A 21,712-nucleotide genomic window follows, 5' to 3' on the forward strand; every position below is an offset into this window, starting at 1 on the left:
CGATCAGGCTGCCGGGTTGCGCCAGACGATGTCGCGGATGACGATCGGCTTCGGGATCAGGCCGAGCTTGTAGAAGCGGTCGGCAACGCCCTGCTGGGTCGCGACGATGTCGTCGGTGACGGGGCCGACCACGAAATTCGCGCGATTGGCCGCGACGGTCTGAATGTCCAGCGGGACGCCTGTGATCGCGGCGAGCGATTTGGCGACCTCGTCGCGGTGCTGTTCGGCCCATTTTCCAGCCGCAGTCGTCACATCGACGATCTGTTGCAGGATGACGCCATGGTTCTTCGCGAACTCGCGATTGGCGATGTAGAAGGAATTGGTCCTGGTGACGTCGCGCGAATTGATCAGGATGCGGCCACCCCGCTTGGTCTCGCCGATCGCGAAATACGGATCCCAGATCGCCCAGGCCTCGATGCTGCCATTGGCAAAGGCAGGCCCGGCATCCGGCGGCGTCAGATAGACCGGCGTGATGTCGGCATAGGTGAGATCCGCCTTCTCCAGGGTCTGCACCACGATGTTGTGCGCGCTGGAGCCCTTGGTGAAGCCGATACGCTTGCCCTTCAAATCGGCGATCGTGCGGATCGACGAATCCTTCGGCACCAGGATGCCCTGGCCGTTGGTAATGGGCTGGGCCGCAGCATAGACGATCGCGGCGCCCGCGGCCTGGGCGAACACCGGCGGGGAATCGCCGACCGCGCCGAAATCGACGCTCCTGACATTCATCGCCTCCATCATCGGCGGCCCCGAGGAGAACTCGACCCATTTCACCTCGATGCCTAAGGGAGCGAAATGCTTTTCCAAGGCGGCCTGCTGACGCGTGATGACCAGCACGCCGGTCTTCTGATAGCCGATACGAATTTCCTTCACAGGGCCTTGCGGGTTGGCGCGGGACGCGAACGCCGCTGCGGCAGCAGTTCCAACGGAAAGTTTCAGAAAGTTGCGACGCTGCATTCAACACTCCCGGCCGCGCGCGGCCATCATTCATTCGCGCTTCTCGAATGATGGCGCGACTTATCGGAGGTGTCGAGACGTGCGGAGAAATAGCGATACGCGCACTGCGCGCGAGGCAGCGCGCATGATCAATCTTTCAACCGGGGAAGCGAATGCAGCGCGAATTTTTTCTGCACGCGAATGTGACAATCGCACGCACCCGGTCCGAGATTAAGAAATGCGAAAACAACCCCATGCACAGTAGCCAACGTCTTGCTTCAACACGTATTTCTTATTTTACGAAATTCGTTTGACGCGTCGGGCAAAACAGTGGCAGAATGACATCGTGCGACAAAGGGGATAGGCAAGCCATTGCCGAACTAAGGCCGCCATCTCATCGGCAGATTGAGCAGGCCGCGGAAGGCCCAGCCGCCGATCCGCACCGGCTCGTCGTCAGCCAACTCAAGTTCTTTCGCCCGCGCGAACACGGTTGGCAGCGCGACGTCGGCAATCATGGCGCGGGAAGCCCAGGCGCCGGCGCAGAAATGCGGGCCGGCGCCGAAGGCAACGCTCTTGGACGTGTCTCGTCTCACGTCAAACTGGTCGGCACGCTCAAAATGCATCTCGTCGCGATTGGCCGAGCCGAACATCAGGAACACGCGCTCATCGAGCTCGAATGAGACGTCGCGGATGCTCCAGGGTCTTGCGATGCGGCGCGGCGACATGCCGATCGGCGAGATCCAGCGGGCATATTCCTCGAACGCCTGGAGCCAGGACACTTCGCCCTTGCGGACGAGATCGAGCTGGTCGGGATGGGTCAGCAGAGCCCATACCGTGCCCGCGATGGCCTTGCGCGGCTCGTTCTGGCCACCTGAGATCGCGAGCTTGACGTTGGCGCGCACGCTCTCCATGGGCATTCCGGAGGCGAGGAGCACGCCGAGGATGCTCTGGTCGGGATTTTTGCGCATCACCGGCAGGATGTCGTCGATCGCGGCGTCGATGCCCGACGTCGCAGCATGGCAGCGCGCCTCGACCGCGGGATCGCCGACGTAGTTGGCGATGCCCTCGATCATGCCCTGCGACCACGCGTCCATGTCCTGAAAGCCGATGTTGGTGAGGCCGGTGATCGACTTCAGACATTCGCCGGAGAAGGGCAAGGCGAAGTCGCGCATGAAATCGATGCGCCCGGGTTCGATCGCGTCGAGGATGCGGTCGGCATGGGCCTGGAACTGCGCGGTCCAATGCGCCTTCACCGTCTTCGGCGACACCGTTGGAAACATCGCGCGGCGCTCGACCTGGTGCGCCTCGCCGTCCTTGCGCATCATGTTGTGGCCCATCAGCCGGTTCATCAGGCCCGCGGGCTGGTGCGAGGAGAACACGTCGATCTGCTTCTCGGAGATCGAGATGTCGTCGCGGCTCGTCAGCAGTGTCGAGCCGAGCTGCGGCACGAAGGCGATGGGCGCCTCCTTGCGCATGTTCGCCAGCATCGGATAGGGGTCGGCCCAGAATGTATCGGGGTCGATGTCGATGCGCGGCGCGGTGCTCAAGGCGGTCTCCCCTGGATTCTCGTTTGTTCCAGGCCAGACTACCGAACTCCGCGGCAGGCGTCTGTCCCTAGCGATAGGGACGGACTGAATTACTGAACCTCGGCGATCTTCGGTCCAGATGACGGCATCTGCGCGTTAGCCGCCGAGGGCCGCTTCGACGGCGATGCCGGGTCCGGCAACCGGAAAGCGGCGTCGGTCGGCGTTCCCTGGGATGGTCGACGGGCAGCGGTTGCCGGAAGCACGATCACTTTCGCTCCGACTTTCACCCGCTCATAAAGGTCCACGACGTCCTCATTGGTCAGCCGGATACAGCCGGACGAAACCCGCTTCCCGATCGTATCGGGGTTGTTGGTGCCGTGAATTCGATATTCGGTCTCGCCGAGATACATCGCCCGAGCGCCGAGCGGGTTGCCGGGACCGCCTGCCATGAACCGTGGCAGATAAGGCTGACGCGAGACCATCTCCGCAGGCGGATGCCAATCCGGCCATTCTGCTTTACGGGCCACAGTCTGCTCACCGGACCATGTGAAACCTTCGCGGCCGACACCGATGCCGTAGCGCATCGCTTGCCTGTCGTTCAGAACGAAATAAAGGAAAGTGTTTCCGGTATCGATGATCACGGTGCCCGGCGTCTGATGGCTGGCGTAGTCAACCACCTGCCGAACGAGTGCTCCGGGACCGTCAGCGGCTTTTGGTGGTTCGACCGGAGGCGCCGGGGCCGGAATCGGAGCCGGAGCTGGCGCTGATGCACGAACTGGAGTTGCCACGTAAGCCGGAGTTGACGACGCCTGGGCTTGTTGCGCGGCCGATTTTCGTATCGGTTGCACGCTCGTCGGGCGAGACAGCAAACTGTACCCCACTACGGCGACGGCCACGGCGCCAATCGCGACTCTCGCGACCATTGGTATCGCGAGCGTCTCTGCCTTTCCACGTTTCGCCCGCTTACCCATATCTTTCCCCAGGTCACTGTGCCTGGAAGAGGTACCCAGCAAAATTTAAGAAACTTCGAAGCGATGTCGCTCAGACTGGAACCGTTAGCGGTGGTTAACGCCGAGTTCTTGTTCGGCGTATCCGCTTTGAAATTCGGCATATCCGCTTTGAAAATAGATATCGCGGACTTAGAGTCCCCTCAGTTCAGGCCATGAGGCCCCGCGAGCAGGCGCAGCACAATTCCGAACAATTCATTCTGCGAGGAGATGCCGAGCCGCTCATAGGCGCGCTTGCGATAGGTCAGGGTCGAATGCAGGCTGATGCCGAGTCCTTTCGAGATCGCCTCGGAGCTGTAGCCTGCGAGGATGTGCCGGCAGACCTCCTGCTCTCGCGGGGTGAGCCCGGCAAGCGGCGCGCTCGTCGCGAACAAGGCAGCTAAAGACTGATCGGGCGTTGCGGTCTGCTGAAAATGACGCGCGACGCTCGCGCCGATCGCCGGTGCAATCGCCCAAAGCCGCTCGCGCTGCGCGGCGCTGAATCGGCCTTGCGCGGCGATGCGGTAGAAATTGACGTAGAAGCAGGTGTCATCGACCCAGATCGCGGTCGCGCATTTGTCGACGATGCCGGAATCCTGGAAGAAGATTTTCCGGTAACGCGCCCCATACATGCGCGGCGCAAACGCCGGCAGCATGATCGGCGCACCGCCCTCGCCTTCGAACAGCGCATCGCGGTTGGGATCGGATTCGTGGAAATGTCCGGCATAGGCGGCACTGAGATCACCGCCGATCGGGATGTTGCCGGCATCGAGCAGGCAGCGCGCAGCGCCGTCGCGGCTCAGCGCGAACACCATGCAATGGCCGACATCGGCCTGCCGCCGCAGCGTATCGATCAGGACGTTCGGGAAATCGGCTCGGCCGATGGCGAGCACCGCCGACGTGACATCGCCAGCCGCTGGATGTGCAGGCACCGCCTGAGACCGCATCGTTCTCTCTCCCTAGCGCTTTGTGCCGATTTTACCAGCAACCGCGACAGGTCGAAAGGCTGCAACGAGGTCAAAACCTGCCGAGGGCCAAGGCCGATATAGTGTCCACGATGGGCGCGGAAGCGTAAGCGGTAACGGCCGGTAATCTAGGCGCTGGTTGCAGCGAACTCAGCAGTTCCGCCGCGAGGAACGATCGCATCAGCCCCGCTTTATTCGTCAGCATCATCAGAGTTTGAAGCGGTTTGCGGTATCTGGGCCGCCAACCGAAGGACCCGGTAATGCGCATCCTTCTCGTTGGGGGTACGGGCCTTATTGGATCGGCAATCCACGCCAGGCTATCCGCCGAAGGGCATGAATGCGTGTTGGTGTCGCGTCATGCGGCGGCACCCGATACGCGCCACATCATCCTCGATGTTGCTCGGACCACCGATGCTTCGACATGGAAGAGCCTTCTTGCAGGCGTCGATGCCGTCATCAACGCGGCGGGTGCCCTGCAGGGGCAGGACATGCAAGGCGTTCATGTCGCCGGCAGTGCGGCGCTTTATGCCGCCTGTGAAAGCGCGGGCGTCCGCCGTGTCATCCTGTTCTCGGCCATAGGCAGCAATCGCGATGCCCGGACCGATTTTTCTCGCACCAAGCGGGACGGCGAAGCCGCCTTGATGGCGCGGGACCTCGATTGGGTCGTGCTGCGGCCTTCGGTCGTGGTGGGACGGCCCGCCTATGGCGGCAGCGCGCTGTTGCGAGGGCTGGCGTCACTATCGGTTCTACCGGTCATGCCGGACACGGCAGCGATCCAACCGGTGCATCTCGACGACGTCGTCGACACGGTTGTGTTCTTCCTGCAACCTGACGCACCTTCCCGCCTCGCGCTTGATCTGGCCGGTCCGCGGCGGATGGCCTTCAGCGACGCGGTCGCGCTGTTTCGCTCTTGGCTGCGCTGGAGGCCGGCTTACCGCCTGCACCTGCCTTCCTGGGCGGCTTCGGCAGCCTACCGCGCCGGTGACGTTGCGCAGATGCTGGGCTGGGCAACGCCGGTCAACGCGACGGCACAGGGCGAGATGCGGCGCGGCGCGACCGGTGATCCCGAGCTCTGGCGTCAGGTTACCGGCATGAGGCCGCGCGATCTCGAAGTCGCGCTCGCACGCGAGCCCGCCTCGGTGCAAGAACGCTGGTTTGCACGGCTCTATGTGCTCAAGCCGCTGATATTCGGCGTCTTCGGCCTTTTCTGGATCGCCACAGGCATCATCTCGCTCGGCCCGGGCTGGGAAATTGGAATGTCGTTGGTCCGGGAAGGCAGGCTGCAAGAACAATTCGCGGCTCTCACCGTCATCGCCGGCGCGCTCGCCGACATCGTCATTGGCCTTGCGATTCTTTGGCGACCTTTGAGCCGCTATGGGCTGTGGGCAGCACTGATCATCTCGCTCACCTATGTCGTGATCGGTACGACACTGGTGCCGCGGCTGTGGGCCGATCCGCTTGGTCCGATGCTGAAGATCTGGCCGGTGCTGATGCTCAATCTGGTCGCCATGGCGATCCGAGAGGATCGCTGATGCTCTATTTCCTTGTGAAGATGGTGCACATCATCGGTGCTGCAGTCCTGCTGGGCACCGGTGCCGGCATCGCCTTCTTCATGCTGGTGGCGCATCTGCGCGGTGACCCGCGCGAGATCGCGGGGGTCGCGCGGACGGCCGTGCTGGCCGACTTCCTGTTCACAGCGAGTGCCGTGATCCTGCAGCCGATCACCGGCACATGGCTCGCCTGGTCGAGCGGGTATTCCCTTGGCGATGGCTGGATTGCGGCATCCATCGCACTCTATGTGGTGACCGGCGCCTTCTGGCTGCCGGTGGTGTGGATGCAGATGCGAATGCGCGATCTTGCCGTCCGTGCGGTCGAGACCGACGCCAAGCTGCCCGCCGAGTATGACCGTCTCTTCCGGTGGTGGTTCGCCTTCGGATTTTCGGCGTTCGCAGCGGTGCTGGCTATCTTCTGGCTGATGATAGCTCGCCCAGCTATTCCATACTGGGACTGAATTGGCGCGCCTCTTCAGAGCCTCGCTGTCCGGGACGTGCACCGCCTCTTCCACGTGGGTTGTTCAGCCCACCGGTCCCAGTGTCCAATCGTCCCCCGAAAGCGGGCTGACCCTCACGTCCTTAATGACTCCGCGCTCCAGGCTTGGATCGAAATGGCGCATCGTGCGCTCGTTGAAGTCAATGATGCGGCCGGGCCTGAGTGGTCCGACGTCATTGATCTTGACGATGACCTTCTTGCCTGCGGCCTCGACGAGAGCATATTTCGGCCTCACACCAAATTGGACCCCACCAAATTTCCGGCGCAAGCTTGTCTTGATGGCAGCCGTCCAGGCAGAGGGATCATAACGCTCGCCGGATGCTGTGCGCGGACCGCCCTCCTCCTTGCCGGGCTTGAATGGATTGTACATGGATGCAGCGCCAACGACGGCATTCCCAGAGACGGTATCGATGACGGTGCTTGAGTGAACCCCACGCGTTTCACTTCGAGCAACGGTAACAGAAACGGCAAGCGCAAGCAGGGCGCCGCAAATTGCGGCGCTCGAGCGGAACAGCATCATAACTCCTGTGATTTTCGTCGTCCGGTTCCCGGCACCGCAAACAGGCGCAAGCGAACGCGGAAGCGTTCACGAAACTTGCGCCGATATTTTGCGGATTCGCGCCAACCCCTTGGCTATGGAACCGTTGTGTGAACCAGGGCGGTTCCCACGCAGTGTTTTGAGTTGTCACCGACTAAGACAGAGATTGCGTCAGCAACATGACTTAACGAACGGCCTATTCCGCGGCCGCCTTCACCGGGGCGACGTTGATCGCGAGCTTGCCGTAGCGATCCGTAAAAGCCTGGGTGTCGATCTCTTCCAGCTCGATCTCGCCGCTCATCACACCCTGTTTCCACGCCGCCTGGGCCGGATCGTTCTGGAACTCCGGCATCACCTCGCGGCTGAACAGCTCCAGCGATTCGCAGATGTGCTCGTGGCTGTTCTTGCCGGCCTGGTTGAGCAGGATGACCTGGTCGATATGCGAAGACTGGAATCGCTTCAGCTTCCTGCGGATGGTCTCGGGCGAGCCGATCAGGCCGCCGCGCAAGGCCGCCTCCTGGGCTTGCGGATTATCGCGCTTCCACTTGTTGTACTCGTCCCACATGTTGACGGTGCCGGGCGCAGGCCGTTGGCGGTTCTGCGAGGCGCCGTAGAAGCGCAGCGCGAACTGGAAGAAGGTGGCGCCGTCGGCGCGGGCACGCGCCTCTTCGTCGGTCTTCGCGCACATGAAGAACGAGACCAGCGCCATGTTCGGATTGATCTCGTAATCGGCGAGCTTGGTGAGCCGCTTGGTCATGGCGTTGTAATAGGCGTGCACCCAGGCATGCGCGGCATCGGCGCTGACGAACTGAAAGCCGAGCGCGCCAAAGCCATGGCGGCCGGCGCGCTCGATGGTCGGCAGCTGCGAGCAGGCCATCCATAGCGGCGGGTGCGGCTTCTGCACGGGCTTGGGCACGACATTGCGCAACGGGATGTCGAAGTACTTGCCGTGATGCTCGCTTCCCGCGTCCTTGAACATCGGGAAGATCGCGGCGACAGCTTCCTCGAACACCTCCTTCTTGGTGTCCATGTCGCGGCCGAACGGGGTGAGCTCCGTGATCGACGCGCTCTCGCCCATGCCGAATTCGCAGCGGCCGTTACTGAGCAGATCGAGCACCGCGACACGTTCGGCGACGCGGGCCGGGTGATTTGTCGTGAGCTGGAGGATGCCGTGGCCGAGCCGGATGTTCTTGGTGCGCTGGCTCGCCGCCGCCAGGAAGGATTCCGGCGAGGGCGAGTGCGAATATTCTTCGAGGAAATGATGCTCGACCACCCAGGCATGGTCGTAGCCGAGCCTATCGGCAAGCTCCATCTGCGAGAGCGCGTTCTGGTAGAGCCTGAGTTCGTCACCGACCACCCAAGGCCGTGGCAGTTGCAGCTCGTAGAAGATGCCGAACTTCATGGCGTCGCTCTCCCGCATTGTTCTTGTTAAGCGCATCTTAATGCGCGAGGTGGCGCTGTCCACCGACTCGCAATTCCGTCATACGGGCATCGCTCGGCATGGCGCGGGATCAACCCAACGCTAACGCTTGCTATGTGCGACGCGCCCTCGCCCTGAGCCGTTGATCCAAATCAAGGTAACTGGACCTCATCCTCCTAAGGTGGCGGCAGGTAACGGCCCGGATGCCGTCTCGATTCCCATATCACTATCAGAGAGTCCGAATATGTCGGCCCCTGACGACACGACAGACCGCGTGCGCCGTAAGCGCATGGAGATCTTCGCCTTCCTGTTCCTGACCGCAGTCGTGATGCCCGTCCTCGCGGTCGGGACGGTCGGCTCTTACGGCCTCGGCGTCTGGATCTACCAGATGTTCGCCGGCCCTCCCGGCCCGCCACCCTCCCCGCATTGATCCCTAAGAAGCGAAAGGCAGGCATCATGGCCCAAGCCTCACTCAACAAAGCCTCAGTCAACAGAGGCACACTCAACCGCCGCGCCTTGATCACCGGCCGGGTGCTCAGCAATGACCGCATCATCCCGCCGCCGGGATGCGAGATCGCCAGCATCCTGGTGCAGGCGCGGCCCGAGCGGCTCGCCGAGGTCGAAGCCGAAATCACTGGATTGGCCGGCTGCGAGATCCACGGTCGCGACGCGCGCGGCAAACTCGTCGTCGTGACCGAAGCGCCTGATGCCGGCAGCCTCGGCACCCTGCTCAACACCATCCAGTCGCTGCCAAACGTTTATTCCGCGGCGCTGGTCTTTCACGCCATCGAAACCGCCTAAAGGCCGGGAGAGCCATTATGACATCGCCCAAGCTCGACCGCCGCCAGATGCTGAAGTTGGAAGCGGCCGCCATCGCGGCGGCTGCCGCCGGGCTGCCGGCTCCGGCGCTCGCCGCCAATCTCGTCACCGAGCGCAACAACAGCGAAATGAAGTGGGACAAGGCCGCCTGCCGCTTCTGCGGCACCGGCTGCTCGGTGATGGTCGCGACCAAGGACAACCGCGTCGTCGCCACCCATGGCGACATCAAGGCCGAGGTCAATCGCGGCCTCAACTGCGTCAAGGGCTACTTCCTCTCCAAGATCATGTACGGCCATGACCGCCTGACGCAACCGATGCTGCGAAAGACGGCTGGCAAATACGACAAGAACGGCGAGTTCACACCTGTTACCTGGGCCGAAGCCTTCGACATCATGGAGCTGAAGTGGAAGGAGGCGATTAGGAAGCGCGGGCCGAATGGCGTCGCCATGTTCGGCTCCGGCCAGTGGACGATCTGGGAAGGTTATGCTGCCTCAAAGCTGTTCAAGGCCGGCTTCCGCACCAACAACATCGATCCCAATGCGCGTCACTGCATGGCCTCCGCGGTGGCCGGCATGATGCGCACCTTCGGCATCGACGAGCCGCCCGGCTGCTATGACGACATCGAGGCGACCGATGCCTTCGTGCTGTGGGGCTCCAACATGGCGGAGATGCACCCGATCCTGTGGACGCGTCTGGCCGACCGCCGTCTCTCTGCGCCGCATGTCCGCGTCGCCGTGCTCTCGACCTTCGAGCACCGCTCGTTTGACCTCGCCGATATCGGCATGGTGTTCAAGCCGCAGACCGACCTCTACATCCTCAACGCCATCGCCAACCACATCATCAAGACCGGCCGCGTCAACAAGGATTTTGTTGCCGCACATACCGTGTTCAAGCGCGGCCAGACCGACATTGGTTATGGATTGCGGCCCGAGCATCCGTTGCAGAAGAAGGCGACCGGCGCGGCGAAACCCAACGATGCCACCGACATGAGCTATGACGAGTTCGTCAAGTTCGTCTCGGAATATACGCTGGAGAAGGCGGCGCAGATGTCCGGCGTGCCGCTGAACCGCCTCGAGGCGCTCGCCGAGCTCTACGCCGATCCAAAGACAAAAGTGGTCTCGTTCTGGACCATGGGCTTCAACCAGCACACCCGCGGCGTCTGGTGCAACAACCTCGTCTACAACATCCATCTTCTGACCGGAAAGATCTCCGCGCCCGGCAACAGCCCGTTCTCGCTGACCGGTCAGCCGTCGGCCTGCGGCACCGCGCGCGAGGTCGGCACCTTCTCGCACCGCCTGCCGGCCGACATGGTTGTGACCAACAAGGCGCACCGCGATCACGCCGAGCACATCTGGCAGCTGCCCGAGGGCACGATTCCCGACAAGAACGGCGCGCACGCCGTGCTGCAAAGCCGGATGCTGAAGGACGGCCTGATCAACGCCTATTGGGTGCAGGTCAACAACAACCTGCAGGCCGGCCCCAACGCCAACGAGGAGACCTATCCCGGCTTCCGCAACCCCGACAATTTCATCGTGGTCTCGGACGCCTATCCCTCGGTGACCGCGCTTGCCGCCGATTTGATCCTGCCGACCGCGATGTGGGTGGAGAAAGAAGGCGCCTATGGCAATGCCGAGCGGCGCACGCAGTTCTGGCATCAGCTCGTCTCCGCGCCCGGCGAGGCGAAATCCGATCTCTGGCAGCTGATGGAATTTTCAAAGCGGTTCAAGATCGAGGAGGTCTGGCCCGAGGAGCTGATTGCCAAGAAGCCGGACGTTCGCGGCAAGACGCTGTTCGACGTGCTCTACCGAAACGGCGAGGTCGACAAATTTCCGGTCTCCGACATCGAGCCCGGCTATCTCAACGACGAGTCCAAGGTGTTCGGCTTCTACGTCCACAAGGGCCTGTTCGAGGAGTACGCCACCTTCGGCCGCGGCCATGGCCACGACCTCGCGCCGTTCGAGGCCTATCACCGTGAGCGCGGGCTGCGCTGGCCCGTCGTCAACGGCCAGGAGACGAAGTGGCGCTTCCGCGAGGGCAGCGACCCCTACGTCAAGCAGGGCACTGATGTGCAGTTCTACGGCTATCCCGACGGCAAGGCCCGAATCTTCGCGCTGCCCTACGAGCCGCCGGCGGAATCGCCCGACAACGAGTATCCGTTCTGGCTGTCGACCGGCCGCGTGCTGGAGCACTGGCATTCCGGCACCATGACGCGCCGCGTGCCCGAGCTCTACAAGGCGTTCCCCGAAGCCGTCTGCTTCATGCATCCGGACGACGCGCAGGAGGCGAAGCTCCGCCGCGGGGACGAGGTGAAGGTCGTCTCCCGCCGCGGCTTCATCCGCGCCCGCGTCGAGACGCGTGGCCGCGACCGGCCGCCGCGCGGCCTCGTGTTCGTGCCGTGGTTCGACGAATCCAAGCTGATCAACAAGGTGACGCTGGACGCCACCGATCCGATCTCGCTGCAAACCGACTTCAAGAAATGCGCCGTGCGCATCGAGCGGGTGAGCATGTCATGATGAAACGATCCGCAATCGTCCTGCTCGCCCTCGCGATCGCAGCTAGCGCGAGCTCGCTGACCGCGCAGACGGTGACATCGGGCCTGCGCGGCCCGACCCCGCTCAACGACGAGGGCCCGGCACCGCCGATGCTGCCGAACCGCAATACTTCCGAAAAGGAGGTGCGCAATTATCCCGAGCAGCCGCCGGTGATCCCGCACACGATCGATGGCTACCAGGTCGATCTCAACGGCAACAAGTGCCTGTCCTGCCACGCGCGGGCGCGCACCGCGGAATCGCAGGCGCCGATGGTCTCGATCACGCACTTCATGGACCGTGACGGCCAGTTGCTGGGCTCGGTCTCACCGCGGCGCTTCTTCTGCACGGAATGCCACGTGCCGCAGAATACCGCCAATCCGCCCGTCAGCAACGATTTCACCGACATCGACACGCTGCTGTCGCGCGCCAGCCCCGGTGGGCGCCGATGACCACGACAGCTGATGAATCCAAGCGCAAGGCCAGGCGCGGCTTTCTCGCGCGCAGCTGGGATTTTGCGCTCGAACTCTGGCAGGTGCTGATCCGGCCGAGCTCGGTGTTCGGGCTCGGCGTGCTGGTGCTGGCGGGCTTTGCGGCCGGCGTGATCTTCTGGGGCGGCTTCAACACCGCGCTGGAAATCACCAACACCGAGAAGTTCTGCACCGGCTGCCACGAGATGAAGGACAACGTTTTTGCCGAGCTGAAATCGACCATCCATTTCAGCAACCGCTCCGGCGTGCGTGCCACCTGCCCGGACTGCCACGTGCCGCACAACTGGACCGACAAGATCGCGCGCAAGATGCAGGCCTCCAAGGAGGTCTGGGGCAAGATCTTTGGCACGATCGACACAAGAGAGAAATTCCTCGACCACCGGCTCGAACTCGCGGCGCATGAATGGGCGCGTTTCAAGGCCAACGATTCGCTGGAATGCCGCAACTGCCACAGCGCCGATTCGATGGACATTACCAAGCAATCGCCGCGGGCCTCGGTGGCGCACCAGCGCTTCCTGTTCACCAAGGAAAAGACCTGCATCGACTGCCACAAGGGCATCGCCCATCAATTGCCCGACATGCGCGGCGTTCCCGGCTGGCAATAGGGTGGTCGGCCCGGCTTGAACGGGCGCTGCGAATGGTTAGTTTTGGGGGATGGCGAATCGGTCGATTTCGCCCTTCTTCAAGACAGACATGGCGACATTCACCCCGCATCAGGACGCCGCGCTCAAGGCCGTTGGCGATTGGCTGAAAGCAAAGCCCGGCCGGGGCGGCACGCCGCCGGTGTTCCGCCTGTTCGGCTTTGCCGGCACGGGCAAGACCACGCTGGCGCGGCACATCGCCGAGGGCGTCGATGGCGAGGTGAAGTTCGCCGCCTTCACCGGCAAGGCGGCGCTGGTCATGCGCAACAAGGGTTGCGACGATGCCTCCACCATCCATTCCCTGATCTATCGCGCCCGGGAATCCGGCGAGGAGCAGCCGAGCTTCGAGCTATGGGACGACGCGCCGGCGTCCAAGGCCAAGCTGATCGTGATCGACGAATGCTCCATGGTCGACGCCGAATTGGGGCGAGACCTGATGTCGTTCGACTGTCCGCTGCTGGTGTTAGGGGACCCCGCGCAGCTGCCGCCGATCCAGGGCGGCGGCTTCTTCACCAATTCCGAGCCGGATGCGATGCTGACCGAGGTGCACCGCCAGGCCCAGGACGATCCGATCGTGCGGATGTCGATGGACGTGCGCGAGGGCCGCGAGCTCGACATCGGGCGCTATGGCGAGAGCGAGGTGGTGTCGCGCAAGGAGCTCGACCCGGATCGCGTCATGGGCGCCGACCAGGTCCTGGTCGGGCGCAACAACACCCGACGCGCCTACAACATGCGGGTGCGCCAGCGCCAGAACATCGAGGATCAATTCCCGGTCGCCGGCGACAAGCTGGTGTGCCTGCGCAACAACCGCAAGAAGGGCCTCTTCAACGGCGGCCTGTGGCGCGTGAAGTCGCGCAACACCTCGCGCTCGAAATCGCGCATCCTCAGCATGCGGCTGTCGCCGGATGAGGATTTGGGCCACAAGGTGACGAAGGTCTCGGTGCGTGCCGATTGTTTCGAGGGCGGCATCGAGCAGATCGCCTGGGAGCAGCGCAAGCCCTATGACGAGTTCGACTACGGCTACGTGCTCACCGTGCACAAGTCGCAGGGCTCGCAATGGGACGACGTCGTGCTGTTCGACGAGAGCTTTGCGTTTCAGGACTCGAGGGCGCGGTGGCTGTATACGGGGATCACGCGGGCGGCGAAGCGGCTGAGCATCGTGGTGTGACGCTGCCGTAGGGTGGGAGTTTGCGGCGAGGTCGCCGCGTCAAACTCCGCTCGTCGTCCCGGCGGAGGCCGGGACCCATACCGCGTGATTTATCCGAATGCGCCGGTGCAAGTACCGCGGAAGATTTGATCATTGCGAGTATTCGCCAAACTGCTCCCTGTGGCTATGGGTCCCGGCCCCCCGTGCGCAATTGCGCACTAGGCCGGGACGACGGCGAGAATGGAGGCGCCGCCGTCGCGTCCCACACGCGGCTACTTCCCCGCAACAAAATAAAAATCCTCGCGCCCGGGCGGCGAGCCGTAGGTGAACGGTTGCTGCTCGTGCCGGGTAGCGGCCCAGACGTCGTCGCGGATGATGTCGAACAATTTCCTGATCTCGACGCGCGGCTGCTTGATCTCGCGGGCGAGCGCGGTGGCGAACGGGCTGTTGGCGCTGCCGTCGCCGTCCATCGCGGTCTCGCCGTGCTTGGCGGCGTAGACCACCATGAAGCCGGCGCCGGGCTCGATGTTGGAGAAGCCCCTGTCGACGAGCTTCAGCGCCAGCGTGCGCTGCATGGTCGGCGCGAACGGATTGTCGCGGCAGGCATCCAGGACCACGAGACGCACTTTCCGCGCGGCGCCGACGGCGGCGATCACCTGCTCCAGCGCGACCGCTTCGGTCTCGGCGTCCTTGTCCGCGGTGAGCTTTGCGTCGACCGGAACCAGATAGTTCACGTCGCCGATCTCGAAACCGTGGCCGGCATAGTAGACCACGGCCCAATCGGCCTTTTCCGCTTCCTCGGCGAAGGTCTGCAGCGTCTGGAAGAATTTGTCGCGGGTGAGGTCGCTCGTGGACATCACGGTCTGGAAGCCGAGATCGCGCAGCACGCCAGCGATCAGCCTGGAGTCGCGCGACGGATTGGGCAATGCATGCACGTTCTTGTAAGCGCCGTTGCCGATCACCAGCGCGACGCGGCGCCCGATGGCCGCGCCTCCCGGCGTCTGCGGCGTCAGGGCGGCGAGCCGCTCCTGCGCGATAGCGCGGGCGCGCGCAACCTCGGTATCATCGAACCTGGTCAGCGAATAGGCCGCGGCGCGATAGTCGGCGCGGGCCTGGGCGAGATCCTTCCGGCGCTCGTAGATCTGGCCGCGGCCGGAATGGGCGCGGACGTTGTTGGGATTGATCTGGATGGCCGTGTTGTAGTCCTTCAGCGCGGCGTCGAGATCGCCCTTCATCATGTTGACGTCGGCGCGGTTGTTGATCACAAACACGTTCTTCGGCTGCCTCTCGATCAGGCCGTTGCAGTCGGCAAGGGCCTGCGCGTACTTGCCCATCATGCCGTAGGTGATGCAGCGATTGGCCGCGATCTGCGGCGCGGCCGGATCGATCTTCTCGGCCTCCGCGAAATCGGCGATCGCGCCATCGAAATCCTTTGTCAGCGTGCGGACCCGCGCGCGATTGGTCCAGCCGAGCAGGAATTTGGGCGTGTACTTGATCGACAGGCTGAAATCGTCGAGCGCACTTTGCAGCGCGCCCCGGCGCGCCTGGATGACGCCGCGGTTGTTGTAGGGGACACCGTAGGTCGGCCGCTTCTGGAGCGCGAGATTGTAGTCGGCCATCGCGAGGTCGTCCTCGCCCCTGCGCTCATGGGCGAGGCCGCGCAGGTTGAGCGCCACGACATAATCGGGATCGAGGTCGAGGGCCGTGGACAAGACCTCGATGGCGTGGACGTAGTCGCGCTTGTTGATCAGCGTGTTGCCGCGCACGGACAGCGCGATCGCCTTGTCCTTGCCGGCGACACGATCGGCATTGAGCAGATTGTCGCAGGCCGTCGCGCGGGCCTGAAGCTCCGCCTGGCGGTCACGGCAGATGGCGAGATCGTCGCCGGCTTCGGCGTGCGCCGTGCCCGTGGCCAGGACGACGAGGATCAGGGAAATGACGCGCAGCATGTTGTCAGGTCCGCTCCAGCCACCATTTTTCTAGGTCGATCATCGATCGTGCGGGTTCATCTAGCGCGGAGTTCCGCATCCCGCCAAGTCGCGCGGTCCGAAGCCACTTCTCACGGACTCGTGTCCGTCCCGGCGTAACGATCGCCCCCCGTGCCCGTATCTCGGATGATCGAAAACACCGCCGCGCAGGCTGTTCGCCCGACGCCGGCCGCCCTAAACTGTCAGACCTTCGGAAAGAGGATCGCCATGCGCCGACCTGCCGCCCTGTCCCTGTTCGCCGCGACCGCCGCCCTGACGCTGGCCTTTGCAATGCCGTCCCGGGCCACGGAGGATGCGGTCGTGATCCCCACCCCCGCCATGGATGCAGCGCCCGCGAGCGGCATCCAGACCGCCGTCGTCGCCGGCGGCTGCTTCTGGGGCGTTCAGGGCGTCTTCCAGCACACCGCGGGCGTCGTCAACGCCGTCTCCGGCTATGCTGGCGGCACCAAAGCGACCGCCGACTACCAGACTGTCTCGAGCGGCCGCACCGGCCACGCCGAGTCCGTCGAGATCAAGTACGACCCGAAGAAGATCTCCTACGGAAAGATCCTCCAGATCTACTTCTCGGTGGTGCACGACCCGACCCAGCTCAACCGCCAGGGCCCTGACGTGGGCTCGCAATACCGCTCGGCGATCTTCACCACCTCCGACGAGCAGAAGAAGGTGGCGGAGGCCTATATCGCCCAGCTCAACGCGGCCCGCGTCTTCAACAAGCCGATCGTGACCAAGGTCGGTGCGCTGGAGGCATTCTATCCGGCGGAGGCCTATCATCAGGACTATCTGACGCTGCACCCGAACCAGCCCTACATCGCCTATAACGACCTCCCCAAGGTCGAGAACCTGAAAAAGCTGTTCGCGGATAATTACATTGAGAAGCCGACGCTGGTGAATGCCAGCAAGGCAACCAACTGATCGCGAGATCACGAGAGAAACGGGAGACCCATGCCCGACGCCAAGACGAAAATAACGGACGACAAAGTCATCAAGAGCGAAGAGCAGTGGCGGCGCGAACTGACGCCGATGCAGTACGCGGTGCTGCGCGAGAAGGCGACCGAGCGTCCCTTCTCCGGCGAATATGAGCACGACGAGCGCGCCGGCACTTACGTCTGCGCCGGCTGCGGCAACGTGTTGTTTGAGTCCGATGCCAAGTTCGATTCCGGCTGCGGCTGGCCGAGCTTCACCCAGCCCGCGCTCGAGAGCCATATCGACGAGGAGCGGGACACCAGCCACGGCATGATCCGCACCGAGGTGCTGTGCTCCAAGTGCAGCGGCCATCTCGGCCATGTCTTCCCCGACGGCCCCGGGCCGACCGGCCTGCGTTACTGCATCAACTCCGCCGCGCTGAAGCTCGAGCCGAAATAAGCTTGCGCGCGCCGGGTTCCAGCATGGAACCCGGCGGCTTGATGTGCTTTTCTCCTCTGGCGGTGCGGCCGATCAGCGCATTTTGGCGGCCGCCAGGGAGGGATGCCATGTCACTCGGGACCATCCTCATCATCCTGGTGATCATCTATCTCGTGGGCGGCCTGTCCGGCCGCTTCGGCGGTTATGGCTATGGCCTTGGCCATTCCGGCATGGGGATCGGCGGCGTCGTGCTCGTGGTGCTGATCGTGCTGTTGCTCCTTGGCAAATTGTAAACCACGCAACACATTGAAATTGCTTGATTTATTTCGCGCGCGGGGCTGCCATGCGCGGATTCACGTTCTCCCATCGCAGGGGTCGCATTTCTGTCAAAACGGCCTATATTAGGGGGCGAAAATGACATGTGCGGCGGGCCCGCTCGATTGCGGCCTCTGCCCTCCCCAACCCCACGCGCTTAAAGCCCCAGAGAAGATCACGAGGTCTTTGACCATGCGTCCACTGCGTCCGTTCAACTTCAACACCTCCGCCGAACTTTTCCCCGCCGCGATCCGCAAGAAGAAGCGCGCGGGCTTCACCTATCGCCGGTTCGGCACCGCGGCCGAAGCCGTGCAGTTCGCGATGGAGCAGTTGCCGACGGATTCGCTGAACGGCGCCTATCTCCAGGTCGAGGAAGCGCGCTTCGACCAGAACGGCATCCGCTCGCTCTATGAGAGCGAAGCCTTCCCGCTGCCCCGTCGCCGCAAGGCTGATGCCAGCACCGACGCCGACGCGGCGTAAGCTTTTTCGCAAGCCTCCGATGTGCGCAGAAGGCGCGATGGCCGAAGGGCCGTCGCGCTTTTTGCGTTTCTCCCTCGCCCCGCTTGCGGGGAGAGGCGAAGAAAGCGGCTTCAGATCCGCGGCTGCTTCTCCAGCCAGCGGCGGAGCAGACGCACGTTGCGCATGTTGGCGCGGAACATGACGTCGAAGGCGTCGCCCGCGAACGGCACCATGCCGACCACGCCGTCGACCGCGACATTGCCGAGCATGCGCGCCGTGATGTACCAGGGCGCGCCCAGCGCCCTCGCCTCGCGCACCAGCCACAACGAGATGGCGGTGGTGATGATGTCGCCGACGACCGGGATCAGCCCGATCAGCCCGTCGATGCCGTAGCGGATGTTGGTGCCGGGCAGGATGAAGGCGACGTCGAGCAGCTTCGCGATCGCCTCGAGCCGCGCGATCCGCTGCTCGCGCGTCAGATTGCCGAACGGATTGCCTTGCCCGAACTCGAAGCGAAACTCGCGAAACCCCTGCTCCAGCGTTTCGGGGCGGATCTCGTGACCCTCCTGGTCGATGATCGGCCCGCGCGCCTCCTTGCCTGAAAAGGTCGCCCGCGAGCCGCTTCCCGAACGGGATCGGCGCGGAGCAAGGATATCGTCGTCGGACATGGTCATGGCCTCCAAAGAACGCGCCGCCGCGGCGGAGGTTGCGGCGCCGCGCCCGAAGGTCGCGCGCTCAGGTCGGTGCCGCCACGGCTTGCGGCTCCTCGACATATCTATGCACGAGCCAGGACGAAATCACCGCGGGCACGAACCCGACGAGGCCGTACAGGATGAACTGCACCGCGCCCGAATCCGGCCCGCGCGAGCTGTAGGTCAGCGAGGCCAGGACGAAGGCGAACAGGCCGACCAGCAGCATCCGCAAGCCCGGGCCAATCCGCCTGATGTGAACCAGGATGTCGTCGACCGCGCCGAGCATCACCGAGGGCAGGAGGCCGAACAGATAGCTGTATTGCAGGGACTTGAAGAACACTGCGAACAGCTTGCCGACCTCGCCGAGGCTGGTCTGGGCCCAATAGCCGGACTGATAGGTCGTCGTCAGCAGCAGCAGGAACCCGCCGACGAACGGGCCGACCAGCGCAAACACCAGATAGCGTTTCATCGAGCACCCTCTCAACTTCGCCAGCCTTATAGCAGCGCCACGGGAACCTTGAATAGCGGGGCGCAGGCCTCCTTGAGGGGAACAAGTGGCAGGGCGACGAGTTCATGCAGGACCTGAATTTAACCCTGGCAGATTGGAGCCGCCGATGGCCCGTCAACTTGTTCTGGCGACAATCGCGCTGGCAGCCCTGACCAGTCTGTCGAACGCACCTGCTCTTGCCCAAGGCCAAGGTCACATGGGCACTCCGCAGGAGCAGAAGGCCTGCTCGCGGGATGCATCGCGCCTGTGCCGCAAGGACCTCGGCAATGACAGCGCGGTTCAGAGCTGCCTGCAAGCCAACCGGGCCAAGCTGTCGAAGTCTTGCAGCAAGGTGTTTCAGAGCCACGGCATGTGAGGACCGGAACCCGCGAACGGAGTGTGAAGCCATGCTGCGCGACGAACAACTCTCGATCCTGCGGGACATCTGCCAGTCGGTTGCCTTCGCCGACGACCGCCACGGCAAGATCGGCGAACTGATCGCCGATGGCTATGTGATGAAGGACGGCGATCTGTTCGAGCTCACGCCCAAGGGTGTCACCGCCGTGGAGGAACACGCCGCTCTCGGTGCGAGCGATGCAGAACAAGCGAGCGCATCCTCCGATCGGCCGATCTGATCGCGCGCGACGTGACTCGCGCGCAACAATTGCGAATTCCTTTGCGCTGACCATTGCAGCCGCGTGACAATGGCGCATACTTCGCTTCGGGCGGCGCAGCACTTTTCGATTCGAACATCAGGAAATCGAGCGACCACATGCGGGATTGAGTTCCCGACGTGAAGGCTGAGACATGCGGCAGATCAAGCCGCGTGCGGCGCCCCAAAAACCAAGTGGCTCAAGCCCACGGAACTCGGGGACCCATTCCGCATGACACGCTATCAGACGATCGCAGCTCTCTTCGCCGTCGCCACCACCGCCGTCGCATTCCAGTCATCACCTGGTCTCGCCTTCTCGTCCGAAGCGCAGCAGATGTGCTCGGGCGATGCGATGCGGCTGTGCTCCAGTGAAATTCCCGATATCCCCAGGATCACCGCCTGCATGGTGCGGAACAAGGCGCGTGTCAGCCCTGCCTGCCGCGCCGTCATGGACCGCGAGCACGCAGCCGCCGCAGCATCGCGCAAGCGGGAAGCGGCGGCGCAGTAGCGCTCATTTCGTCTATCCAGGATGTCATTCCGGGCGACGCGACGGGACCGCGCAAAGCGCGGCCCGGAAACGTCGAACCCGGAATCCATTTCTCGACGTCACCCGCCGCGCGATGGATTCCGGGTTCGCGCTTCCGCCTTCGCTCTTCGAGCTTCGGCGGACAAGTTGCGCGCCCCGGAACGACGAAGGTCGTGTCCGCTTGGCCTAATCGCCCCATTGCGCGAACGCGTCGTTGAAGGCGCGCTCGCCGGGGGCGCCCTTCTCGATCGCGATGATGGCGCGGCGCTGGTTGGCGTAGACCAGCGGCACGTCGAACCACGAGCGCTCCTTCAGGAGCTGGACGTTACGGGAGCGGTCGGCGTCGACATTGGACAGGCCGACCAGGAAGAAGCCGTCGGTGACCTTGACCGCGAGGCCGGCGAGCGGCGTACCGCGCGCCTGCTCGTTCGACTTCATCAGGATGCCCGGCACGTTGGAGACGCTGCCGCCCGGAAAATCCTGCGGCAGGATGAAGGTCAGTTCCGCGGTGTGGCTCGCCGGCAGCGAGGAGTCGGTATTGCGGCGGAACGACATCGTCATCTTGAACTTGCGGTCGGGGATCTCGATGTCGGCGCGCACGGCGAGGTCGGCCTTCTGGTTGCCAGACGCCTTGATCGGCTCCAGCCGCCACACCACCGAGCCGACATATTGCTTGCCCTTCGGATCGGACGGATCCTCGTCATAGAGCACGACCTTCTGCGCCACGGGCGCAACCGGCTGGTCGCTCGCCGAAGGCTGGCCGACGCGATCCGGGATCTTCGGCTTGCTCTGCGGCTGGGCCGGACTCGGCGCCTCCACGACCTGGGTCGCGGACGGCTTGAGAAAGCCGTTGACGATCTGGACCAGCTGCTTGCCCCAGAGGATGCCGGCACCGACCAGGATCAGCACGATGCCGACGGCGATCGCGCTCTTGAACGGGAAGGCGGAGCCGGTGCGGACGCGCTTCTTGGCGTCGCGCTCGGCCGCGATGCGCGGACGCGGCGACTGCGGCGTGTAGCGCTCGGCCTCCTCGATCGACTCGTCGTAGGAATAGGGCGCCTCCGCCTCGCCGGTGCGGTTTTCCAGGCTCGGCTCCAGCCGGTCGAACTCCGGTGAGGGCGAGGGCACATTGGCGTAGGTGCGGCGCGCGGCGCGGCTCGCCTGCGCGGCAGCGCCGCCGAGATCGTTGGCATCGGCCGTGATGTCGCG

The 21,712-nt window shown here is 63.8% G+C and carries 24 protein-coding genes and 1 pseudogene; 15 read left to right on the top strand and 10 right to left on the bottom strand.

The genetic code is table 11. The annotated features are described in order from the left end of the window. Window positions 1-3: 3 nt before the first annotated feature. The 4 genes from CWO91_RS11445 to CWO91_RS11460 all read right to left on the bottom strand — a co-directional run bounded on the left by CWO91_RS11445 (window position 4) and on the right by CWO91_RS11460 (window position 4,392). Complete coding sequence (locus CWO91_RS11445; protein WP_130213546.1) at window positions 4-954, bottom strand: sulfonate ABC transporter substrate-binding protein; 951 nt, start codon at window positions 952-954, stop codon at window positions 4-6. Between the two features lie 359 nt (window positions 955-1,313). Continuing rightward, complete coding sequence (locus CWO91_RS11450) at window positions 1,314-2,480, bottom strand: cytochrome P450 (protein ID WP_130213547.1); 1,167 nt, start codon at window positions 2,478-2,480, stop codon at window positions 1,314-1,316. An 89-nt stretch (window positions 2,481-2,569) separates the two neighbouring features. Next, complete coding sequence (locus CWO91_RS11455; protein ID WP_165405362.1) at window positions 2,570-3,430, bottom strand: L,D-transpeptidase; 861 nt, start codon at window positions 3,428-3,430, stop codon at window positions 2,570-2,572. 179 nt (window positions 3,431-3,609) lie between these two features. Next, a complete protein-coding gene (locus tag CWO91_RS11460) occupies window positions 3,610-4,392 on the bottom strand; it encodes a helix-turn-helix transcriptional regulator (protein WP_130213549.1) in 783 nt (260 codons plus the stop codon). 278 nt (window positions 4,393-4,670) lie between these two features. On the opposite strand from CWO91_RS11460, the gene CWO91_RS11465 reads away from it, so the two are divergent. Both CWO91_RS11465 and CWO91_RS11470 read left to right on the top strand, forming a co-directional pair. Further along, window positions 4,671-5,942 (top strand): SDR family oxidoreductase, encoded by a 1,272-nt coding sequence (locus tag CWO91_RS11465; RefSeq protein ID WP_130213550.1) that lies wholly within the window; start codon window positions 4,671-4,673, stop codon window positions 5,940-5,942. Beyond that, complete coding sequence (locus CWO91_RS11470) at window positions 5,942-6,421, top strand: DUF2269 family protein (RefSeq protein WP_130213551.1); 480 nt, start codon at window positions 5,942-5,944, stop codon at window positions 6,419-6,421. Before CWO91_RS11465 ends, CWO91_RS11470 begins: the two co-directional genes overlap by 1 nt. A 63-nt stretch (window positions 6,422-6,484) precedes the next feature. Here CWO91_RS11470 and CWO91_RS11475 read toward each other — a convergent pair whose 3' ends face one another. Together CWO91_RS11475 and CWO91_RS11480 are read right to left on the bottom strand one after the other, a co-directional pair. After that, the gene (locus CWO91_RS11475; RefSeq protein WP_208753014.1) at window positions 6,485-6,979 is read right to left on the bottom strand and encodes a septal ring lytic transglycosylase RlpA family protein; all 495 of its coding nucleotides are present in this window, start codon (window positions 6,977-6,979) and stop codon (window positions 6,485-6,487) included. A 214-nt stretch (window positions 6,980-7,193) separates the two neighbouring features. Continuing rightward, window positions 7,194-8,399 carry an LLM class flavin-dependent oxidoreductase gene (locus CWO91_RS11480; protein WP_165405363.1) on the bottom strand — a complete coding sequence of 402 codons (1,206 nt, stop codon included), beginning with the start codon at window positions 8,397-8,399 and terminating at the stop codon, window positions 7,194-7,196. Window positions 8,400-8,661: 262 nt separating this feature from the next. Here CWO91_RS11480 and napE point away from each other — a divergent pair, with 262 nt between their 5' ends. The 6 genes from napE to CWO91_RS11510 all read left to right on the top strand — a co-directional run bounded on the left by napE (window position 8,662) and on the right by CWO91_RS11510 (window position 14,064). Next, the gene (gene napE, locus CWO91_RS11485; RefSeq protein WP_128936439.1) at window positions 8,662-8,847 is read left to right on the top strand and encodes a periplasmic nitrate reductase, NapE protein; all 186 of its coding nucleotides are present in this window, start codon (window positions 8,662-8,664) and stop codon (window positions 8,845-8,847) included. 26 nt (window positions 8,848-8,873) lie between these two features. Continuing rightward, window positions 8,874-9,218, top strand: coding sequence for a chaperone NapD (locus tag CWO91_RS11490; RefSeq protein WP_130213554.1), 345 nt, complete (start codon window positions 8,874-8,876; stop codon window positions 9,216-9,218). A gap of 17 nt (window positions 9,219-9,235) precedes the next feature. After that, window positions 9,236-11,749 (top strand): nitrate reductase catalytic subunit NapA, encoded by a 2,514-nt coding sequence (gene napA, locus CWO91_RS11495; protein ID WP_130213555.1) that lies wholly within the window; start codon window positions 9,236-9,238, stop codon window positions 11,747-11,749. Continuing rightward, window positions 11,746-12,216, top strand: a complete 471-nt coding sequence (locus CWO91_RS11500) for a nitrate reductase cytochrome c-type subunit (RefSeq protein WP_165405364.1) — start codon at window positions 11,746-11,748, stop codon at window positions 12,214-12,216. Before napA ends, CWO91_RS11500 begins: the two co-directional genes overlap by 4 nt. Then, on the top strand, window positions 12,213-12,860 hold the full coding sequence (locus CWO91_RS11505; RefSeq protein ID WP_128943803.1) for a NapC/NirT family cytochrome c: 648 nt from the start codon (window positions 12,213-12,215) through the stop codon (window positions 12,858-12,860). Before CWO91_RS11500 ends, CWO91_RS11505 begins: the two co-directional genes overlap by 4 nt. A gap of 88 nt (window positions 12,861-12,948) precedes the next feature. Then, window positions 12,949-14,064, top strand: a complete 1,116-nt coding sequence (locus CWO91_RS11510; protein ID WP_165405365.1) for an ATP-dependent DNA helicase — start codon at window positions 12,949-12,951, stop codon at window positions 14,062-14,064. Between the two features lie 251 nt (window positions 14,065-14,315). Here CWO91_RS11510 and CWO91_RS11515 read toward each other — a convergent pair whose 3' ends face one another. Further along, window positions 14,316-15,992 carry a caspase family protein gene (locus tag CWO91_RS11515; protein WP_130213558.1) on the bottom strand — a complete coding sequence of 559 codons (1,677 nt, stop codon included), beginning with the start codon at window positions 15,990-15,992 and terminating at the stop codon, window positions 14,316-14,318. 246 nt (window positions 15,993-16,238) lie between these two features. Here CWO91_RS11515 and msrA point away from each other — a divergent pair, with 246 nt between their 5' ends. The 4 genes from msrA to CWO91_RS11535 all read left to right on the top strand — a co-directional run bounded on the left by msrA (window position 16,239) and on the right by CWO91_RS11535 (window position 18,167). After that, the gene (gene msrA / locus CWO91_RS11520) at window positions 16,239-16,943 is read left to right on the top strand and encodes a peptide-methionine (S)-S-oxide reductase MsrA (RefSeq protein ID WP_130213559.1); all 705 of its coding nucleotides are present in this window, start codon (window positions 16,239-16,241) and stop codon (window positions 16,941-16,943) included. Between the two features lie 30 nt (window positions 16,944-16,973). Then, a complete protein-coding gene (gene msrB / locus CWO91_RS11525; protein ID WP_130213560.1) occupies window positions 16,974-17,393 on the top strand; it encodes a peptide-methionine (R)-S-oxide reductase MsrB in 420 nt (139 codons plus the stop codon). A gap of 107 nt (window positions 17,394-17,500) precedes the next feature. Continuing rightward, window positions 17,501-17,665: a DUF3309 family protein gene (locus CWO91_RS11530; RefSeq protein ID WP_130213561.1), complete on the top strand. Its 165-nt coding sequence runs from the start codon at window positions 17,501-17,503 to the stop codon at window positions 17,663-17,665. Between the two features lie 214 nt (window positions 17,666-17,879). Next, window positions 17,880-18,167, top strand: coding sequence for a hypothetical protein (locus tag CWO91_RS11535; protein WP_091888322.1), 288 nt, complete (start codon window positions 17,880-17,882; stop codon window positions 18,165-18,167). Between the two features lie 110 nt (window positions 18,168-18,277). Here the strand turns inward: CWO91_RS11535 and CWO91_RS11540 are convergent, their stop codons facing one another. Then, window positions 18,278-18,820 carry a DUF4112 domain-containing protein gene (locus tag CWO91_RS11540; RefSeq protein ID WP_091888320.1) on the bottom strand — a complete coding sequence of 181 codons (543 nt, stop codon included), beginning with the start codon at window positions 18,818-18,820 and terminating at the stop codon, window positions 18,278-18,280. A gap of 61 nt (window positions 18,821-18,881) precedes the next feature. Then, the gene (locus CWO91_RS11545) at window positions 18,882-19,307 is read right to left on the bottom strand and encodes a DUF5413 family protein (RefSeq protein WP_130213562.1); all 426 of its coding nucleotides are present in this window, start codon (window positions 19,305-19,307) and stop codon (window positions 18,882-18,884) included. Between the two features lie 145 nt (window positions 19,308-19,452). Between CWO91_RS11545 and CWO91_RS11550 the strand changes: the two genes are divergently transcribed. The 3 genes from CWO91_RS11550 to CWO91_RS11560 all read left to right on the top strand — a co-directional run bounded on the left by CWO91_RS11550 (window position 19,453) and on the right by CWO91_RS11560 (window position 20,485). Further along, a complete protein-coding gene (locus CWO91_RS11550; protein ID WP_130213563.1) occupies window positions 19,453-19,701 on the top strand; it encodes a hypothetical protein in 249 nt (82 codons plus the stop codon). Between the two features lie 31 nt (window positions 19,702-19,732). Further along, complete coding sequence (locus CWO91_RS11555; RefSeq protein ID WP_130213564.1) at window positions 19,733-19,960, top strand: hypothetical protein; 228 nt, start codon at window positions 19,733-19,735, stop codon at window positions 19,958-19,960. A 249-nt stretch (window positions 19,961-20,209) separates the two neighbouring features. Continuing rightward, window positions 20,210-20,485, top strand: coding sequence for a hypothetical protein (locus CWO91_RS11560; RefSeq protein ID WP_245471217.1), 276 nt, complete (start codon window positions 20,210-20,212; stop codon window positions 20,483-20,485). Between the two features lie 204 nt (window positions 20,486-20,689). On the opposite strand, the pseudogene CWO91_RS11565 reads toward CWO91_RS11560, so the two are convergent. Continuing rightward, window positions 20,690-21,712 (bottom strand): annotated as a pseudogene (locus CWO91_RS11565) (hypothetical protein); the annotation flags it as partial.

The organism is Bradyrhizobium genosp. SA-3 (genome assembly GCF_004212635.1).
Lineage (GTDB): Bacteria > Pseudomonadota > Alphaproteobacteria > Rhizobiales > Xanthobacteraceae > Bradyrhizobium.

Bases quoted from the DNA above. Each gene is read 5' to 3' on its own strand.
- CWO91_RS11475 (WP_208753014.1), bottom strand. From the start codon at position 6,979: ATGATGCTGTTCCGCTCGAGCGCCGCAATTTGCGGCGCCCTGCTTGCG.
- napE (WP_128936439.1), top strand. From the start codon at position 8,662: ATGTCGGCCCCTGACGACACGACAGACCGCGTGCGCCGTAAGCGCATG.
- CWO91_RS11460 (WP_130213549.1), bottom strand. From the start codon at position 4,392: ATGCGGTCTCAGGCGGTGCCTGCACATCCAGCGGCTGGCGATGTCACG.
- CWO91_RS11515 (WP_130213558.1), bottom strand. From the start codon at position 15,992: ATGCTGCGCGTCATTTCCCTGATCCTCGTCGTCCTGGCCACGGGCACG.
- CWO91_RS11540 (WP_091888320.1), bottom strand. From the start codon at position 18,820: ATGACCATGTCCGACGACGATATCCTTGCTCCGCGCCGATCCCGTTCG.
- napA (WP_130213555.1), top strand. From the start codon at position 9,236: ATGACATCGCCCAAGCTCGACCGCCGCCAGATGCTGAAGTTGGAAGCG.
- CWO91_RS11530 (WP_130213561.1), top strand. From the start codon at position 17,501: ATGTCACTCGGGACCATCCTCATCATCCTGGTGATCATCTATCTCGTG.
- msrA (WP_130213559.1), top strand. From the start codon at position 16,239: ATGCGCCGACCTGCCGCCCTGTCCCTGTTCGCCGCGACCGCCGCCCTG.
- CWO91_RS11510 (WP_165405365.1), top strand. From the start codon at position 12,949: ATGGCGACATTCACCCCGCATCAGGACGCCGCGCTCAAGGCCGTTGGC.
- CWO91_RS11535 (WP_091888322.1), top strand. From the start codon at position 17,880: ATGCGTCCACTGCGTCCGTTCAACTTCAACACCTCCGCCGAACTTTTC.
- CWO91_RS11505 (WP_128943803.1), top strand. From the start codon at position 12,213: ATGACCACGACAGCTGATGAATCCAAGCGCAAGGCCAGGCGCGGCTTT.
- CWO91_RS11480 (WP_165405363.1), bottom strand. From the start codon at position 8,399: ATGAAGTTCGGCATCTTCTACGAGCTGCAACTGCCACGGCCTTGGGTG.
- CWO91_RS11560 (WP_245471217.1), top strand. From the start codon at position 20,210: ATGACACGCTATCAGACGATCGCAGCTCTCTTCGCCGTCGCCACCACC.
- CWO91_RS11465 (WP_130213550.1), top strand. From the start codon at position 4,671: ATGCGCATCCTTCTCGTTGGGGGTACGGGCCTTATTGGATCGGCAATC.
- CWO91_RS11555 (WP_130213564.1), top strand. From the start codon at position 19,733: ATGCTGCGCGACGAACAACTCTCGATCCTGCGGGACATCTGCCAGTCG.
- msrB (WP_130213560.1), top strand. From the start codon at position 16,974: ATGCCCGACGCCAAGACGAAAATAACGGACGACAAAGTCATCAAGAGC.
- CWO91_RS11500 (WP_165405364.1), top strand. From the start codon at position 11,746: ATGATGAAACGATCCGCAATCGTCCTGCTCGCCCTCGCGATCGCAGCT.
- CWO91_RS11490 (WP_130213554.1), top strand. From the start codon at position 8,874: ATGGCCCAAGCCTCACTCAACAAAGCCTCAGTCAACAGAGGCACACTC.
- CWO91_RS11545 (WP_130213562.1), bottom strand. From the start codon at position 19,307: ATGAAACGCTATCTGGTGTTTGCGCTGGTCGGCCCGTTCGTCGGCGGG.
- CWO91_RS11470 (WP_130213551.1), top strand. From the start codon at position 5,942: ATGCTCTATTTCCTTGTGAAGATGGTGCACATCATCGGTGCTGCAGTC.
- CWO91_RS11550 (WP_130213563.1), top strand. From the start codon at position 19,453: ATGGCCCGTCAACTTGTTCTGGCGACAATCGCGCTGGCAGCCCTGACC.
- CWO91_RS11445 (WP_130213546.1), bottom strand. From the start codon at position 954: ATGCAGCGTCGCAACTTTCTGAAACTTTCCGTTGGAACTGCTGCCGCA.
- CWO91_RS11455 (WP_165405362.1), bottom strand. From the start codon at position 3,430: ATGGGTAAGCGGGCGAAACGTGGAAAGGCAGAGACGCTCGCGATACCA.